16 protein-coding genes are annotated in these 16207 nt (G+C 59.3%); 5 read left to right on the forward strand and 11 right to left on the reverse strand.

Going from position 1 to position 16207, the window contains the following annotated elements; all coding sequences use genetic code 11:
• Positions 1-68: 68 nt before the first annotated feature.
• Genes FJU08_RS15870 through FJU08_RS15895 form a run of 6 tightly spaced genes read right to left on the reverse strand, consistent with a single transcriptional unit; the run spans position 69 to position 5746 of the window.
• Positions 69-854 (reverse strand): metallophosphoesterase, encoded by a 786-nt coding sequence (locus FJU08_RS15870; protein ID WP_141150006.1) that lies wholly within the window; start codon positions 852-854, stop codon positions 69-71.
• 24 nt (positions 855-878) lie between these two features.
• A complete protein-coding gene (locus FJU08_RS15875) occupies positions 879-1694 on the reverse strand; it encodes a carbohydrate ABC transporter permease (RefSeq protein WP_141150007.1) in 816 nt (271 codons plus the stop codon).
• Positions 1691-2566: a carbohydrate ABC transporter permease gene (locus FJU08_RS15880; protein WP_141150008.1), complete on the reverse strand. Its 876-nt coding sequence runs from the start codon at positions 2564-2566 to the stop codon at positions 1691-1693. Before FJU08_RS15880 ends, FJU08_RS15875 begins: the two co-directional genes overlap by 4 nt.
• Positions 2567-2613: 47 nt before the next feature.
• Positions 2614-3906, reverse strand: coding sequence for an ABC transporter substrate-binding protein (locus FJU08_RS15885; RefSeq protein WP_235890747.1), 1293 nt, complete (start codon positions 3904-3906; stop codon positions 2614-2616).
• 17 nt (positions 3907-3923) lie between these two features.
• Entirely contained in the window at positions 3924-4976 is a 1053-nt protein-coding gene (locus tag FJU08_RS15890; RefSeq protein WP_141150009.1) for an ABC transporter ATP-binding protein, read from the reverse strand.
• 11 nt (positions 4977-4987) lie between these two features.
• On the reverse strand, positions 4988-5746 hold the full coding sequence (locus FJU08_RS15895; RefSeq protein ID WP_141150010.1) for a DeoR/GlpR family DNA-binding transcription regulator: 759 nt from the start codon (positions 5744-5746) through the stop codon (positions 4988-4990).
• A 465-nt stretch (positions 5747-6211) separates the two neighbouring features.
• Here FJU08_RS15895 and FJU08_RS15900 point away from each other — a divergent pair, with 465 nt between their 5' ends.
• The 5 genes from FJU08_RS15900 to FJU08_RS15920 all read left to right on the forward strand — a co-directional run bounded on the left by FJU08_RS15900 (position 6212) and on the right by FJU08_RS15920 (position 11511).
• A complete protein-coding gene (locus tag FJU08_RS15900) occupies positions 6212-6466 on the forward strand; it encodes an exodeoxyribonuclease VII small subunit (protein WP_141150011.1) in 255 nt (84 codons plus the stop codon).
• A gap of 19 nt (positions 6467-6485) precedes the next feature.
• Complete coding sequence (locus FJU08_RS15905; RefSeq protein WP_141150012.1) at positions 6486-7412, forward strand: pirin family protein; 927 nt, start codon at positions 6486-6488, stop codon at positions 7410-7412.
• Between the two features lie 107 nt (positions 7413-7519).
• Positions 7520-9439: a 1-deoxy-D-xylulose-5-phosphate synthase gene (gene dxs, locus FJU08_RS15910; protein WP_141150013.1), complete on the forward strand. Its 1920-nt coding sequence runs from the start codon at positions 7520-7522 to the stop codon at positions 9437-9439.
• A gap of 55 nt (positions 9440-9494) precedes the next feature.
• Positions 9495-10247 (forward strand): TlyA family RNA methyltransferase, encoded by a 753-nt coding sequence (locus tag FJU08_RS15915; RefSeq protein ID WP_235890748.1) that lies wholly within the window; start codon positions 9495-9497, stop codon positions 10245-10247.
• 16 nt (positions 10248-10263) lie between these two features.
• Positions 10264-11511: a class I SAM-dependent RNA methyltransferase gene (locus tag FJU08_RS15920; RefSeq protein WP_141150014.1), complete on the forward strand. Its 1248-nt coding sequence runs from the start codon at positions 10264-10266 to the stop codon at positions 11509-11511.
• A gap of 58 nt (positions 11512-11569) precedes the next feature.
• On the opposite strand, the gene FJU08_RS15925 is transcribed toward FJU08_RS15920, so the two are convergent.
• The 5 genes from FJU08_RS15925 to FJU08_RS15945 all read right to left on the reverse strand — a co-directional run bounded on the left by FJU08_RS15925 (position 11570) and on the right by FJU08_RS15945 (position 16155).
• Positions 11570-12010, reverse strand: a complete 441-nt coding sequence (locus tag FJU08_RS15925) for a BA14K family protein (RefSeq protein WP_141150015.1) — start codon at positions 12008-12010, stop codon at positions 11570-11572.
• Between the two features lie 467 nt (positions 12011-12477).
• A complete protein-coding gene (locus tag FJU08_RS15930) occupies positions 12478-12993 on the reverse strand; it encodes a BA14K family protein (protein WP_141150016.1) in 516 nt (171 codons plus the stop codon).
• Between the two features lie 211 nt (positions 12994-13204).
• Positions 13205-13711, reverse strand: a complete 507-nt coding sequence (locus FJU08_RS23080) for a BA14K family protein (RefSeq protein WP_235890750.1) — start codon at positions 13709-13711, stop codon at positions 13205-13207.
• Between the two features lie 235 nt (positions 13712-13946).
• Positions 13947-14870, reverse strand: coding sequence for a siderophore ABC transporter substrate-binding protein (locus tag FJU08_RS15940; RefSeq protein ID WP_141150133.1), 924 nt, complete (start codon positions 14868-14870; stop codon positions 13947-13949).
• Between the two features lie 97 nt (positions 14871-14967).
• Complete coding sequence (locus FJU08_RS15945; RefSeq protein WP_181409873.1) at positions 14968-16155, reverse strand: MFS transporter; 1188 nt, start codon at positions 16153-16155, stop codon at positions 14968-14970.
• Between the last annotated feature and the right edge of the window lie 52 nt (positions 16156-16207).

A 16207-nucleotide genomic window follows, 5' to 3' on the forward strand; every position in this document is an offset into this window, starting at 1 on the left:
TCATTGCAACAAGCCCTGCCGGGCGGCGCAGAAGCGAGATCCGTTCCTGTCTGGCTTAATGCCCGTCGTCACGACAGAACCGGCATATCCACCTCGTGCCGGTGAATGATGTGGCCGCCATTGCCGTCGATGAAGTGGATTGCATAGCTATATGGGCTATCGACCACGTCGGGCGTGTTTAATGCGTCAACGGACAGATCGAACATGAAGGCGGGACTGCCGGCGGCGCGCACATTGACACCCTTCCAGAGACACGTGATCGGCCGGTGAAGATGACCGCAAAGCAGCGTTACCGGCCTGTCATTCAGCGCCATAAGAGCGGCGAGCGTATCGGCTCCCTCCATCAGCGTTGCCGCATCGAGCACCCCCATGCGGGTCGGGCATGGCGGGTGATGCAGCGCCACAAGCGTCTCGCCCTCGAAGGGAAGCGAAAGACGCGATTCCAGCCAGGCCAGCCTTTGAGCGCACAGCCTTCCACCCACTTCACCGGGAACATGGCTGTCGAGTGCGATGATGCGCACAGGACCTTCCCGCCATTCATAGTGGAGAAATGTTTCATCCGCATAGGGCAGATCGGGAAAGGCAGAGCGCATCGGCCCGCGGGCATCGTGATTGCCCGGGATCGGCAGGACCGGCATCTCAAGCGGCGCAAGCACCTGTTTCAGCAGGTCATAATCTGCGGCAAGACCGTCATTGCTATTGTCGCCTGTCAGAACAACAAGATCGATCTTCGGGCGAAAGGCTGCAAGATCGGCAACGAGACGGCGCGCCCGCTCAACCGCATCCGGCCGCACCAGGCCGTTTGGGTCATAGGTCGCTGAAATGTGCAGATCCGAGATATGGGCGATCAACATGAATTTTCTCCGACAGTGGCAGCGTCAGCGAATGCCGGCGCGCATGAAGCTTTGAACGAATTGACGCTGGAAGATGAAGAAGGCGATCAGAAGCGGCGCGACCGATGTCAGCGTTGCCGCTGTCAGCGTCGGCCAGTCGATCCCCTGCTCAACGGCGGAAAACACCTGCAGGCCGACCGTGATGGGGCGCGTTGTGACCGAATTGGTGACGATCATCGGCCAGAGAAAATTGTTCCAGTGGTAGGACACCATGACAAGGCCATAGGCAAGATAGACCGGCTTTGCCAGCGGCACATAGACCCGCCAAAGCGTGGTCAGCGGCCCGGCGCCTTCCATGCGCGCCGCCTCATCCAGCTCCTTCGGCACGGTCTTGAAGGCCTGGCGGAACAGGAATATCCCGAATGCCGAGGCGAGATAGGGCAGCGCAATCGCCAGGATTGAATCCATGGCCCCCAGCGCCGAAACCGTCTGATAGTTCCGGACCAGCAAAACCTCCGGCATGACCATCAGTTGCACCAGAAACAGCATGAAGAGAAGCTGCGATCCCCGAAACGGGAAGACAACGAAAGCATAGGCTGCAAGCGTGCAGATCACGAACTGGCAGATGACGACCAGCACCACCAGCACAACCGTATTGAGAAAATAGCGATCGAATGGTGCCAGCGCCCAGACATGACGGAAATTCTCCAGTGTCAGAGGCGCAAACAGCGAGAATCTGGTCGCATAGGCAGCGGTGTGAAACGCTGTCCAGACGGCATAGCCGAGCGGCAGGACCCAGATGAGAGCCAGAAGAAGCGCTGCAACAGAGGCAGAAAGCGAGGTTTTTGCGTGCCCCTTCATCGGTAGAAAATCCTTTTGTCCGCATAGGCAAACTGAATGAGCGCAATCACGGCCAGAATGGCCAGAAGCACAACGCTGAGCGTAGCCGCATAGGCCGTGTCCCAATAGCTGAATGCCGTTTGATAAATATAGAAAAGCAGAAGCTGGGTTGCGTTGTCCGGCCCGCCCTTGGTCATGGCAATGACGTGATCCACAAGCCGGAAAGCATCAATGACGGCATTGATGGCCACGAACAGGGTCGTCGGCATCAGCAGCGGCAGAATTACCCGTCGCAGGCGCTGCAGATAATTTGCCCCTTCAAGGGTCGCAGCCTCAATCAGGACCGGTGAGACCTGCTGAAGCGCCGCCAGATAGAAAATCATGAAAAATCCGGCATTCTTCCAGATCGTGATGACGATCAGACTGCCCAGAGCCGTTTTCGGATCACCGAGCCAGTTATTGCCAGCCAGACCGAATATCCCGAGGATCTGATCGATCAGCCCGTAATCTGGCGCATAGAAGAACATCCAGATATTCGCCACCGCGATCATCGGCAGCATGGTCGGCATGAAGAAGGCCAGCCGGGCAAAGCCACGAAAGCGAATCTTCGCATTGACCAGCAAGGCCATGGCAAGCGCCAGCCCCATCGACAGCGGAATTGTCGTCGCTGCATAGATGAGATTATTGATCATGGCCTTGAAGAAGACCGGATCGGAAAACAGGGTGTGATAGTTATCCGTACCGATGAAGACGGCCCCGCGCTTGCCGCGCGGGGTCGAAAAGAAGCTGTCCCAGATGGTTGCGGCCGTGGGAAAGTAAGTGAAGGTCACCAGCAGCACCACCGCTGGCGAAAGCAGCGCCATGCCATAAACGAGGTTGCGGGAAACTTTCATATCATCTTCTCCACGGCCATGATCCAATCAAACAGGCTCCGGCCAGATCAGTTCTGATAGGGGCGCAGAATGCGCTCAGCCTGTTCCTGGGCACGGTCCATGGCGTCCTGCGGTGTCGCCTGTCCGGTGAGTGCTGCCTGCAGGCCGTCATTGAGCGCCTGACCGACACGGGCGCTGTCATAGGTGGACAGTTCAGGAACCGAAACCGCGATCTGCTGACGGGCCACATCGGCAGCCGGCACCTCGGAGACATAATTCTTCAACGTTTCGGTCTGCCATGCATCCTCACGCGGGGCGACATAACCGGTCTGGATGCTCCAGTCGGCCAGCAGGTCAGCCGAGGTCATGAACTTGACGAATTCGAAGGCCGCAGCCTTCTGCTCATCACTGGCATCCTTGAAGATGTAGAGATTGCCGCCGCCCAGCACCGAAGCCGGATCGGGATGGCCCGGATAGGGCGCAATACCGAAATCGAAACTGGCATTCTTGCGGATATTGGTAAGGTTACCGGTGGTGGTCCAGGCCATGGCGAGACGTCCTTCCAGGAAATCCTGAGGCGTTGTACCCCACTGCTGGATACCATCGGGATGGATGCCATATTTCGTGCCGAGATCGACCCAGAACTGCAGTGCCTCAACAACCTTGGGATCGTTGAAATAGGTCGTCTTTCCGTCGTCGCTCATCAGCCGGGCGCCGTTCTGGGCGGCCAGAGCACCAAAGAGCCACTGCGCCGAACCGGAATTGCCGGGAATGCCGATCGCATATTGCGTAACCGTGCCGCTTGCATCCTTGAGCGTCAGCTTCTGGCCCATTTCCACCAGTTCGTCCCAGGTTTTCGGCGGCTGTTCCGGATCAAGACCGGCAGCGCGAAAGGCATCCTTGTTGTAGAATTCAACCGCCGTTGAGCGCTGAAACGGCACGGCCCAGAGGTGGCCATCCACCTTTGCCGAAGCCAGGAAGGCCGGCATGAAGCCTTCAACCCAGGTCTTGTCATCATCCGTTTTGATGAAGTCGTCCATGGGCTCGACAACCTCATTATCCATCAGCGTGAAAATGTCGGTCGCCAGCAGCACGGCAACGGTCGGCGGCGTGCCGTTCTTGGCGGCCGTCATCGCCTTGGTGGTCGTATCGGTATAGTTGCCGGCATAGACCGCATCGACATGAATATCAGGATGGGCCTTTTCGAAATCGGCAACATAGCCATCCATGACCTGGGTCAGCGGACCGCCAACCTGAACCGGATAATAGAAGGTGATATCGGTGGCGAGAGCCGGAACCGAAGACAAAAGGAGAGCGCTTGCGCCGGCGAAGAGCGCATTCTTCATGACAGGGCTGAACATCAGAAACTTCCTCTGGGTTAGGGAATGGCTGGCGCGGCGGCATGGCCGGGAGAAGCCGATGGAACCCGTCGCTGACCAGTTTGCGCATCGAAAAGATGAACGGCTGCAGCCGGCCACCCGATCGAAATTGTCTCACCCGGATGGCGGGTGAAATGTCCGGGCATGCGGGTCTTCAGCTGCAGGTCGCCAAAGCGCACCGCAAGGACCGAATCCGCGCCGAAATATTCAATGGCTTCAACCGTAACCGGCATGCCATCATCTTGAATTGCGATGTCTTCCGGACGCAGGCCAACCACCGTCCCGGCCGGCAGGTTCCGGCCATATTCGCCAAGCGCTGCGCCGTCACACAGGTTCATCGGAGGCGCGCCGATAAAGCTCGCGGCAAACACGGTCTCAGGCCTGGCATAGAGTTCAACAGGCGTTCCGAACTGTTCGATATGACCATCGCGCATCAATACAACGCGGTCAGACATGCTCATTGCCTCGGCCTGATCGTGAGTGACAAAAATCATCGTGATCCCGAGACGCTGCTGAAGGCTGCGGATTTCCGCCCGCATTTCGGCTCTGAGCTTGGCATCGAGATTGGAGAGCGGCTCGTCCAGCAGGCAGACCGGCGCTTCGGCAACCAGCGCACGGCCCAGCGCCACGCGTTGCTGCTGACCACCGGAAAGCTGTGCCGGACGGCGATCCAGCAGCTTTTCCAGACCAAGCAGCGGCGCCACTTTCGCCAGCTTGTCCCTTTGGGCTGCACGGCTTTCCCCGCGCACCGAAAGGCCAAACACGATATTCTGCGCGACGGTGAGATGCGGGAACAGCGCATAGGACTGAAAAACCATTGCCACACCACGTTTGGCGGATGGCAATCCGGTGATATCGCGACCATCGAGATGGATTGCACCGGCCGTTGCCGCGTCAAGCCCGGCAATCAGCCGCAATGTCGTCGACTTGCCACAGCCGGAAGGCCCGAGCAGCGAGATGAACTCGCCCTCACGCGTCTCGAAGCTGATATCATTCAGAACCGTCACCGCGTCGTAACGCTTGCTTAGCCTGCTGACCGAGAGGATAGACATGATCTTGCTCCTCAGGCGAAAATCAGTTTGCGCTTGAGCGCATCCGGCACATCGCCAACGCGCAGGCGCGCCGCCTCGTCCGTGATGATATAGTCGACCTCATCAAGCGATGCCGTCACGGAAAGGGCGGCACGGCCAAACTTCGAATGATCGGCCACGACGACGACAGTCTGCGCAATGTCGATCATCGCCCGCTGCGCCTCTGACATCAGGGGTGAAGAAATGGCGAGCTGGCCACGATCGAGATTAATCGCCCCGACGCTCAAAAAAACCTTGTCGACATTGAAACGGCGGATTGCGTCTGCGGCCAGCGGTCCGGCAAAGCTGTGATTGACCTCGAAATATTCACCGCCCACCACATAGAGCTTGCCGACACTGGCGGCAGAAAGGCAGGAAAAAATATCGGCGCCATTGGTGACGAAGGTGAGATCCTTGCGCCCGGACAATTGCCGGGCGACATGCAGTGTCGTCGTTCCAGCATCAATCAGCACGGCATCGCCTTCCACGACAAGATCCGCCGCAGCCTTGGCAATCCGCGCCTTCTCCGCAGAGCGCTGCACCAGACGCTCGGCATTGCTGAAATCGCGCGTGATCTGATTGAGCCCGACCGCGCCGCCATGGGTGCGTTGGATCAGCCCTCGCCCTTCCAGATCCGCAAGATCCCGCCTGACTGTCGCCTCGGACACGCCAAGAAACGCACAGAGGTCCTGCGTATCAACATAGGATGATGACTGCAAACGCTCAAGAATCTGAGCATGTCTTTGCGGCATCAGGGAATGTGTTGCACGATCAATCAAAGCGAAAAACACCGATATTTACTGAACTCTTTCGCGATCTAAATGCCACTTCAACATGACACTAGAATGAAGGCCGTGCGCAAATTGATCGAAATCGATCATAATAGAGGCATCTCTGGCAAAGCGCTGCCTCACCCGGAAACACGACATCCAGCAAAGAAAGAGCGCCGGAACCTGCAACATTTCTGTTCGATGACACGGGGCGCTTTCCTGATCAGTCAAGCCACTGCCCGTGTTGCGCATGCCTCACCGCCCGCAGCCTGGCAATACACACCCGAATGCCGGAAAGAGACACCCGCGAGGCATCCAGTGACCGGGCGCAAATCATTCAGTCGTGACTTTTGAGTACCACTGCCTCGTCAGAGCTGGTGAAGATGGCTATGATCCCCGCCAATCCGAGATGGCCAAACAGGCCGAGAATTCAGAAAGAGGACGACCATGACCGACGCCGCCAAACCTGCCAAGATCGCCGACATGACCTTTGAGCGTGCGGTCGAAGAACTGGAACGCATCGTGGCCCGGCTGGAGCGCGGTGACGTGGCGCTAGACGAATCAATCGCCATTTACGCACGCGGTGAAGAGCTGAAAAAGCATTGCGAAAAGCTTCTGAATGCAGCAGAAGCCCGCGTCGAGAAGATCCGCCTCGATCGTTCCGGCACACCAGCCGGGACGGAACCGCTCGACGAGGCCTGATCAAAACAAGGAAGCACCGATGTCTTTCTTTCCAGGAAACGATCCGCAACCGGGTGATGCACCGTCCTGCGATGCCATCAGCCAGTTGATCATTCCGCGCACCAGCGACATCGGCGATTTCGAGGTGCGGCGGGCGCTGCCGACCATAAAACGACGGCTGGTCGGTCCCTTCATCTTCTTCGATCGCATGGGCCCGGCCCGCATCACCGGGATCAATGCGCTCGACGTCAAGCCGCATCCGCATATCGGCCTTTCGACCGTGACCTACCTGACCGAAGGCGAGATCAAGCATCGCGACACGCTCGGCAACCAGCTGGTGATCCGGCCCGGTGACGTCAATCTGATGACGGCCGGTAGAGGGATCGCCCATTCGGAGCGCACCCCGGACAATCTGCGCGATGACAGCCACACGCTTTCCGGTGTCCAGACCTGGCTGGCTCTGCCAGAAGCAAAAGAGGTGATGGATCCCTGTTTTGGCCATACCGAGCGGGATCAATTGCCTGACTTGAGCGACAAGGGCGTAACCGGCCGCGTTGTCCTTGGCAATTTCGCCGGATTGACATCCAAGGTTGCCACATTTTCCGACACGCTGATGGTCGATCTCGCACTTGAGGCAGGCGGCCGCCTGTCCTTTGCTGCAGCGCATGAAGAACGGGCGATTTACATTCTTTCCGGCAATCTCGAAATAGCTGACGATACCTTCGCTCCCGAACAGCTTCTGGTGCTCAGACCTGGCGATGCAATCACGCTGAAGGGTGCCGCCCCTGACGGATGCAGGCTGATGCTGTTTGGCGGCGCAGCACTGGAAAGTCCCCGTCATATATGGTGGAATTTCGTTTCATCCTCCAGGGAACGGATCGAACAGGCCAAGGAAGACTGGAAACAGAAACGCTTCGGACTGGTCGCCGGGGACGAATCCGAATTTGTTCCTTTGCCCGGCTCCTGAAATTGGTTAAGAAGAAGCCTTATATTCGTGTAAGCCGACCCTATAGCGTCAGCGCGATGCAAAACCATGAACTGTGACCGCGAGACGGCCACCAAGAGGCAAAAACAGTGACGGTACCGTCAAAAACGCGCCTGCTAGACAAGATCAACCTCCCGTCCGACCTCCGTGCGATCGACGATCGCGAACTGCCGCAGCTGGCGCAGGAGGTTCGCGAGGCGATGATTGATGCCGTGTCACGCACCGGCGGGCATCTTGGTGCCGGGCTGGGCGTGGTCGAACTGACGCTTGCCATTCACAAGGTTTTCAACACGCCTGAAGACCGGCTGATCTTCGATGTTGGCCATCAATGCTATCCGCACAAGATCCTGACCGGCCGCCGCGACCGGATGACAACGCTGCGCCAGGAAGACGGGCTGTCCGGCTTCACCCGCCGCGCCGAAAGCGAATATGACCCCTTTGGTGCGGGCCATTCCTCGACCTCGATTTCCGCAGGGCTTGGCATGGCGGTTGCCGCTGACCTCAAGGGCGAGCCGCGCAATGTCATCTCCGTCATCGGCGATGGCGCGATGTCGGCCGGCATGGCCTTCGAAGCGCTCAACAATGCCGGCGCACTTGGCGCGCGGCAGATCGTCATTCTGAATGACAACGACATGTCGATTGCGCCGCCGACCGGCGCGCTCAGTGCCTATCTGGCCCGCCTCGCCTCGGGTCGCGCTTATCTGGAAATCCGCGATTTCTCCAAGCGGCTTACGCAATATCTCGGCAAGTCCGTCGACAAGGCGATCTCGCGCGTGGTTGGCCATGCCCGCGGTTTCGTCACCGGCGGCACCATGTTCGAAGAGCTTGGTTTTTACCATATCGGCCCGATTGACGGCCATTCCTTCGAGCACCTGCTGCCCGTGCTGCGCAATGTCCGCGACAATGCCCATGGCCCGGTGCTGATCCATGTCGTAACGCAGAAGGGCAAGGGCTACGGGCCGGCAGAAGCCGCCGCCGACAAATGCCATGCCGTCAGCCGTTTTGATGTGGTGACCGGCCACCAGACCAAGGTCAAGCCCAATGCGCCGAGCTATACCAGCGTCTTCGCAGAAGCGCTGGTGCAAGAAGCCACCCATGACGACAAGATCGTCGCCATCACCGCAGCCATGCCATCGGGCACCGGGTTGGACAAGTTCCAGAACGTCTTCCCGAAGCGGCTCTTCGACGTCGGTATTGCCGAGCAGCATGCCGTTACCTTTGCCGCAGGACTTGCAACCGAAGGCATGAAGCCCTTCTGTGCGCTCTATTCGACTTTCCTGCAACGCGGCTATGACCAGGTGGTGCATGACGTGGCCCTGCAGGGCCTGCCCGTGCGCTTTCCTATCGACCGCGCAGGCTTTGTCGGTGCCGACGGACCGACCCATGCCGGGTCCTTCGACACCACTTATCTCGCCACCCTGCCCGGCTTCGTTGTCATGGCAGCCGCCGACGAGGCGGAACTGAAACATATGGTGCGCACGGCCGCCGCCTATGACGAAGGCCCGATATCTTTCCGGTATCCGCGCGGCGAAGGCCGCGGCATCGAAATGCCCGCCCGCGGCGAGATCCTTGAGATTGGCAAGGGGCGCATCATGACCGAGGGCAGCAAGGTCGCGCTGCTATCTTTCGGCACGCGCCTTGGTGAAACCCTTGAGGCAGCTGCGCTGCTGAACGCCTCCGGCCTTCCGACCACCGTGGCCGACGCCCGCTTTGCCAAGCCGCTTGACCTTGAGCTGATCCGCCAGCTGGCGCGTCATCACGAAGTTCTGGTGACGATCGAGGAAGGCTCGGCAGGCGGGTTCGGCGCCCATGTGCTGCAATATCTGGCCAATGAAGGCCTGATCGACCACGGCCTGAAGGTACGGCAGATGGTGATGCCCGATCTCTGGGTGGAACAGGCCAAGCCCGAAGCCATGTATGCCCGCGCGGGACTGGACCGGGAAGGCATTGTCGACACGGTTTTTGCAGCACTCGGCCAACCCCGTATCGCCACCGGCACGATCGGCTGAGTGCCAGCCGCCGAAAGCGCTTGCACCTGCCGGAAAAACCGTTCAAGGACCGCATATGTCCGGATCCCTCGCTCCCATGCGCCTCGACCAGCTTCTGGTCGCGCTTAACCGTTTCGATACGCGCTCGCGGGCGCGTGATGCGATCCAGCGCGGCACCGTGAAGGTCAATGGCCGAAGTGTCAAAAAACCAGGCGAGACCGTGACGCCCGATGCAGAAATCACCATTGACGATCCGGCCAGTCAATATGTCTCGCGTGCAGCCCTGAAACTGGTGCACGGACTTGTCCATTTCGGCCTGTCGCCGGCTGGCTGTCACGGGCTTGATATCGGCGCGTCGACCGGCGGCTTCACCCAGGTTCTGCTGGAGGCGGGCGCGCGGCATGTGACTGCGGTTGATGTCGGTCACGGCCAGATGGCCGCAAAGATCGCCGAAGACCCGCGTGTCACCAATATTGAAGGGTTGAATGCCCGTCAGCTTGCCAAAACTGACATCGGTGACGGCCCCTTCGATTTCATCGTCTCCGATGTTTCCTTCATCTCACTGAAACTGGCGCTGCCGCCCGCGCTCGACATCGCCGCACCGGGGGCCGCCTGTGTGTTACTGGTCAAGCCGCAATTTGAAGCGGGGCGTGAGGCGATCGGCAAAAAGGGCCTGCTGAAAGATCCGGCACTGGGTGCCGAGGTCGCAAAGGATCTGGAAAGCTGGCTGGTCAAGACCTGCGGCTGGACAAGTCTCGGGCTGACCACCTCTCCCATTGAAGGCGGCGATGGCAATATCGAATATCTGCTCGGCGGCAGAAAGGCTTGAAAGGACGCAAGACGGAATGGGTGCTGAAACCGTAATAATCGAGAAACTTGGCAGCCAGGGCGATGGCATCGCCAAAGGCCCCGTCTTTGTCCCCTTCACCCTGCCGGGCGAAGAGGTGATGATCGCCCGCAACAAGGACCACGGCACGCTGCTGGCCCTGAAAAAGGCCGCGCCGGAGCGCATCGCACCAGCCTGTCGCCACTTCGGCCCCGATGGCAGGAACGGCACCTGTGGCGGCTGTGCGCTGCAGCATCTGGGACCAGACAGCTATCGCGCCTTCAAAACCGCACTCGTTTCCGATGCCCTTGCCTTCCAGCATATCGACTGTCCCGTCGCGCCGCTGGTGGAAGCGGCCCCCGGCGAAAGGCGCCGTGCCAGCTTTGCCGGGCGAAAAACGGAAACAGGCATTGTCTTCGGCTTTTCAAGTCCGTCTAGCCATCACATCGTTGCGATAGAGGAATGTCCCGTCCTGTTGCCATCGCTGGTGGCTCGTTTTCCAGCCTTTAAACTTCTTGCAGGTATTCTGACGTCCAGTGCCGAGCCCTTCCGCATCGCGGTTCTGGAAACGGCGACCGGCCTCGATATTTCCTTCTCTGGCCTTAAAAAGCCTTCTGAAAAACGCCGTCAGGCGGCCATCAAGGCTGCGCTGACGCTGAAGGGCATCGCGCGGCTTTCGATCGATGACGAAATCCTTGTCGAACCCGACAAGCCCAGTCTTTCGATCGACGGCGTGGCGCTGGTGCCACCGCCCGCGGCCTTCAGTCAGGCCAGCATCAAGGCCGAGGACGCGATGGCCCAGCTTGTTCTGGACCATCTTGCCGGGGCGAAACGGGTTGCGGATCTGTTTTCCGGCTTTGGCACATTCGCGCTGCGGCTGGCGCAAAGAGCGCGGGTCCATGCGGTGGAATCCAGTGCTCCCGCGCTTGCAGCGCTAGACCATGCCGCCCGCAACCATCAGGGGCTCAAACCGGTCAGCATTGAGCGGCGTGATCTCTACCGCCGGCCGCTAATGCCGCAGGAGCTGAAGATTTTCGATGGCATCGTCTTCGACCCGCCGCGCGCCGGCGCCCGCGAACAGGCGGAAGAACTGGCCCGCTCGATCGTACCGAAAATCGTCGCGGTGAGCTGTAATCCGGCAACGCTTGCCCGCGATCTGGAAATCCTGGTCGCCGGCGGTTACCGGATCGACAAGATTACACCGATCGACCAGTTCCTCTGGAGCCCCCATGTGGAGGCCGTCGCCTGCCTGACCAAGATTGCCTGAGGGACAAATGCAAAAGGCCGGAGACGATGCTCCGGCCTTGTTTCGGTTGGATGCCCGATCAGTAATAGGGCGAATAACACTGCTGACGCGGCCCGTTATAGGGCTGATAGGTGTTATCAGAAGCCCGATAGGACTTATAGCGATCCTCACACCATTGATAATGGCGCGGATTGATGCCGTTGCCGGAGGTTGCATAGTTGTTGTTGTTATTGCCGGCAGCAACCGCACCGCCGATAATCAAGGCGCCCGCGCCAAGGGCGGCAAGCGGCACCCAGGCATTGCCATTCCAGCCCCAGTTGTCATGCGGCGGCGGACCGGGCGGCGGCCTGCGACCGGGGCCGCCATAACCGGGCGGCGGCCCTTGAACCTTGACGATATTTGGCTGATCGCCTGAAACGGGTGCTGCAATGCCAGGCATTGCACTGGCAGGCACCGTCGCAGCAGCAAGAAAGGCAGCGGCAACTGCACCGATAAGGGTCTTTTTCACGTAATCGAGCATCTTCATACTCCCTTCGACCGGATACAACGCATCTGTCAGCGCATGGTTCCCCAAACAGCTTGATTTTGCGTTACCGGAACACGTGTTAGCGAACACTATCTGAACCACGGATTAACACAGAAGCAGACGCTGCACCATTTCTCTCCCGTATGCAGGACCGTCAACGACGGCCAGCTTATTCACACGCAAAAGAGCCGGAGACATTGCTCCGGCTTCAGACGGCTGACAAAGTCATTCAGCTTGTCTGTTTGGAGTGGAATAGCCATCACCTGCGCCGTCATCCCCGTGCTTGTCACGGAGATCCAGATTCACAAGATATTGAATAGAAAAGTTTTTTCGCCGCGCGGACGCGCGTCGGCTGGATGCCTGTGGACCAAGCACAGGCATAACGTCAGAGAAGGGGATAGGCTTCGTCAGCAAACTGAGCCGGAGACGTTGCTCCGGCTCTTCTCGTTCACAATACCAAATCAGTAATAGGGCGAATAGCACTGCTGGCGCGGCCCGTTATAGGGCTGGTAGGTGTTATCAGAAGCCCGATAGGACTTATAGCGATCCTCACACCATTGATAATGGCGCGGATTGATGCTGCTTCCAGGCGATACATAGTTGTTATTATTGTTATTTCCAGCCGCGATGGCACCACCGATGATCAGCGCCCCGGCCCCCATGGCGGCAAGCGGCGCCCATGCATTCCCATTCCAGCCCCAGCCATTATAAGGCGGCGGACCGGGCGGCGGTCCCCAGCCACCACGCGGGGGCGGACCACCTTGCCAGCCGCCACGCGGAGGCGGGCCGCCATGCCATCCGCCACGCGGGGGCGGGCCGCCATGCCAGCCGCGGCCGGGCGGCGGGCCCTGTACTTTCACAATCGCACCGCGATGATCCGGCGCCGTGATCGGCATGGCATTGACCGGCAGCGTCGCAGCCGCCACCAGAGCCGCAGAAACGGCGCCGACAAAAGCCTTTTTCACATATCCTGGCATGGTCCAACTCCTGTCCATCCGAGACAAATGCTTCGGCGGAAATCCGGTTTCGGCAAAAGCGACCGGACCGCCATTCGATGTCCTGACTTAGCAAAAGCGACCTGAACCGGGGCTTAACAATGACCATGTCAAAAAGATATGTACCAGCCGCAAATCCGGCCGGAATGGCAAGCCCCGGCGGCTACGGCTGCCGGCACCCTGCTGCGCTGCCTCAATAATAAGGCGAGAAGCATTGTTGCCGCTGTCCATTATAGGGCTGGTATGTATTGTCGGCCCGGCGATAGGATCGATAGGTCTGAGCACACCATTCATAGTGGCGCGGGTTAATGCCTGTGACGGTGGTCTGGGCAGGCTGGTTCTTGTCATTTTGCGACGCTGCGATGACACCGCCAAGGATCAATGCACCAGCGCCCAGCACGGCAGCAGGCACCCAATCATCATCGTTATCATCGTCTCTGCGCCGTTCACGCGGGGGCGGACGGCGTTCACGATAATAATAGTCGTCCTCATAATAGTAATAGCCCGGCTCTTCATACCAATAGCCGGAACGCGGACCATCGTACCAATAGCCGCCCCTGGACTGAACCTTGACCACATGCGGAGAACCTCCTGCATCTGGTGCCGCAGCGAGCGGCATCGCCCCGGCCGGGGCGGTGGCAAGCGTTGCGAGCACAAGCGTCATGGCGCCTGCGATGTTTTTTCGGGTATTTCCGGTCATCATCAGTTTCCCGTCTGTTCGAAAGATGAAATCACAATCCGTAACTGGCGAAAGAAACCGGCACTGCCTCAAATCAGAATCTGGGAAAAATACCGGCTCGTGGAACCGTCCTAGGCGGCGATGCAGACGGAATACGGGCCATTTCCAGGCACCGGAAAATATAAGAAAACAATAAAGGCGCCGCTCTTCAGCAACGCCCTTTTTGACCGTGTGAACAGTCGGCGATGATTGCCGATCAGTCTGTTGCCTCACCCTTAAGCCGTGCGGCGACCTGATCCACCAGCGCCTGTTCCGCATAAAGTCCGCCCGTTGTCAGATAGAGCAGGCCGCCATCGGGATAGATGACCTGCCCCTTCTGCCAGGCCGTGGTCTGGTCAACGAGATCATTGTCGAGCAGTACCGAAGCCGCGGTACCGGTCTGGCCGATGGTGGCATCGCGATCAAGCACATAGAGCCAGTCAGGATTGGTTTTGAGGATATATTCGAAGGAAACCGCCTGGCCGTGCGTGCCGACATCAAGGCCCGGATCGGCAGCCGCAAAGCCATAGAGATCATAGACATTGCCGAAACGCGAACCAGGCCCGAAAGCGGAAACCTTGCCGCCCGTGGTCAGCAGCACGAGCGCGGTTCCAGCGTCTCTGGTCTGGCCCTGAAGCGCACTTACCGATTGTTCAAGCGCCGAAATCCTTGCCTCGACCTCGTCCTGGCGATCAAAGATCTGGCCGAGCGTGCGGGCATTGGCCTCAACGCTGTCAAGGAAGTGCGCATTGTCGATGGTGAGGTCGATGGTCGGTGCAATCTTCGCCAGCTCCGCATATTTCGGCTGCGAACGGCCGGCGACAATGATGAGATCCGGCTGAAGCGCATTGACCGCCTCATAATCCGGCTCAAAGAGCGAGCCGACCTTGTCATATTCATCACCGGCATATTGCTTCAGCTCATCCGGCAAAGGTGCTGTCGGCACACCGGCCACTTTCACGCCCAGCGCATTCAGCGTGTCAAGCGAAGCAAGATCAAAGACCACCACGGTCTTGGGATCGGTCTCCACCTCACTCGTGCCGCTGGCATGGGTGACTGAAATCATCTCGGCAAACGAAGGCAGCGCGGTGCAGGCCAAAAGGGCCGCCGCAAGAGAGAGGCGGCTGAGGGCAGACGGCATCTGGGACAAGGGTGCATCTCCTATTCTTGAATTTGTTTGTCAACATATTGAAACAAACAGACAAGGCAAGATCGGAGAGCGGCTTTTCACCTCACATTTACGTGCCTGCCCCGGCAGCAACACGTGACCTGAGCCCGAAAAGCCCCCAGACGGCCATGAGCGCAACAAGCGTCAGCAAAAAAATGGCGACAAGGGCGGCAAGGAAACCCAGTCTGGCGAGACAAAGACTGAAAAGCAGCGGTGCAACTGCCGTTGCAAGATTTTGCGGCAGAGCAATCCGCCCGGCCATCAGCGCATATTCACCCGGTGCAAAGAAACCGAGTGGCAAAACAGCCCGCGAGACCGCCCCCATGCCTGAACCGAAACCGTAAAGCAGCACGAAGACGACGGCAGCAGCCGGGGACGGCGCGAGGACGACAGCGACCACGCTTCCCAACAGCGGCAGGCAACCGGCTAGAAAGGCTGCCGGCAGCGGATCATCACTGCGCCCGATGAAAAGATCGGCCGCACGGGCGGAAATACTGAGAAACGAACGCATGGACGCAAGCCACAGCGCAAGCGCCGGGCCTGCACCAGCAAGGCCAAGGAGTTCGATCAGCGACGGTGAAATACCGAAACCGACAATGCTGAAGGCCGTTGAGAACAGGGCGATCAGCACAAAAGCGCGCCGCTTTTCCCGTGCCGGAAGCAATAAGGGCATCCGCGCAGCTTCGCGGCCTTGCGCGGCTGTCTCTGCCGGGCGGGGCCCCGGACCGAAGAAATTGAGTGGCGCGGCGACGAAGAACAGCAGGCCCGCGCCAAGAAGAAGCGCCATACGCCAGCCGGCATTTTCAACGACAAAGGTGAAGGCTGGCCAGGCGAAGCCTGCCGACATACCGGTGAAAATCATCATCAGCCCGATTGCGTGTCGCGCACCGCCCCCTTCCCGCTCGACAATCGCCGCATAGGCAGGATTGGAAAGCGCAAAGGCCCCGCCAAGCCCGATCACGGCCCAGGCGGCAAAATAGCCTACCGGCCCCTGGCATGCTGACAGCAGAACAAGCCCCAGCGCCATCACCATGGCACCCAGCGATAGAAAGGAACGGGCACCATAGCGCGCGACCAGCCGCCCGACCGAGGGCCCGGCAAAGGCCAATATCAACATAAAAAGCGTGAGCCCGCCGAACAACATATCCTGAGCAATGCCGAGCGCTTCGCCCATGGGCCGCACTGTGACGGACAGCATGTCAAAACCGGCCCCCCAACCGATCAGCTGCCCCGCAGACAGACTGCCAATCAGGCGCATGCGCCCCACTTGTGTACCTTGCCCCATCGGACATCCCCATGCCCGGCCCGCG

The organism is Martelella alba (assembly GCF_006516955.1).
GTDB classification, from domain to species: domain Bacteria; phylum Pseudomonadota; class Alphaproteobacteria; order Rhizobiales; family Rhizobiaceae; genus Martelella; species Martelella alba.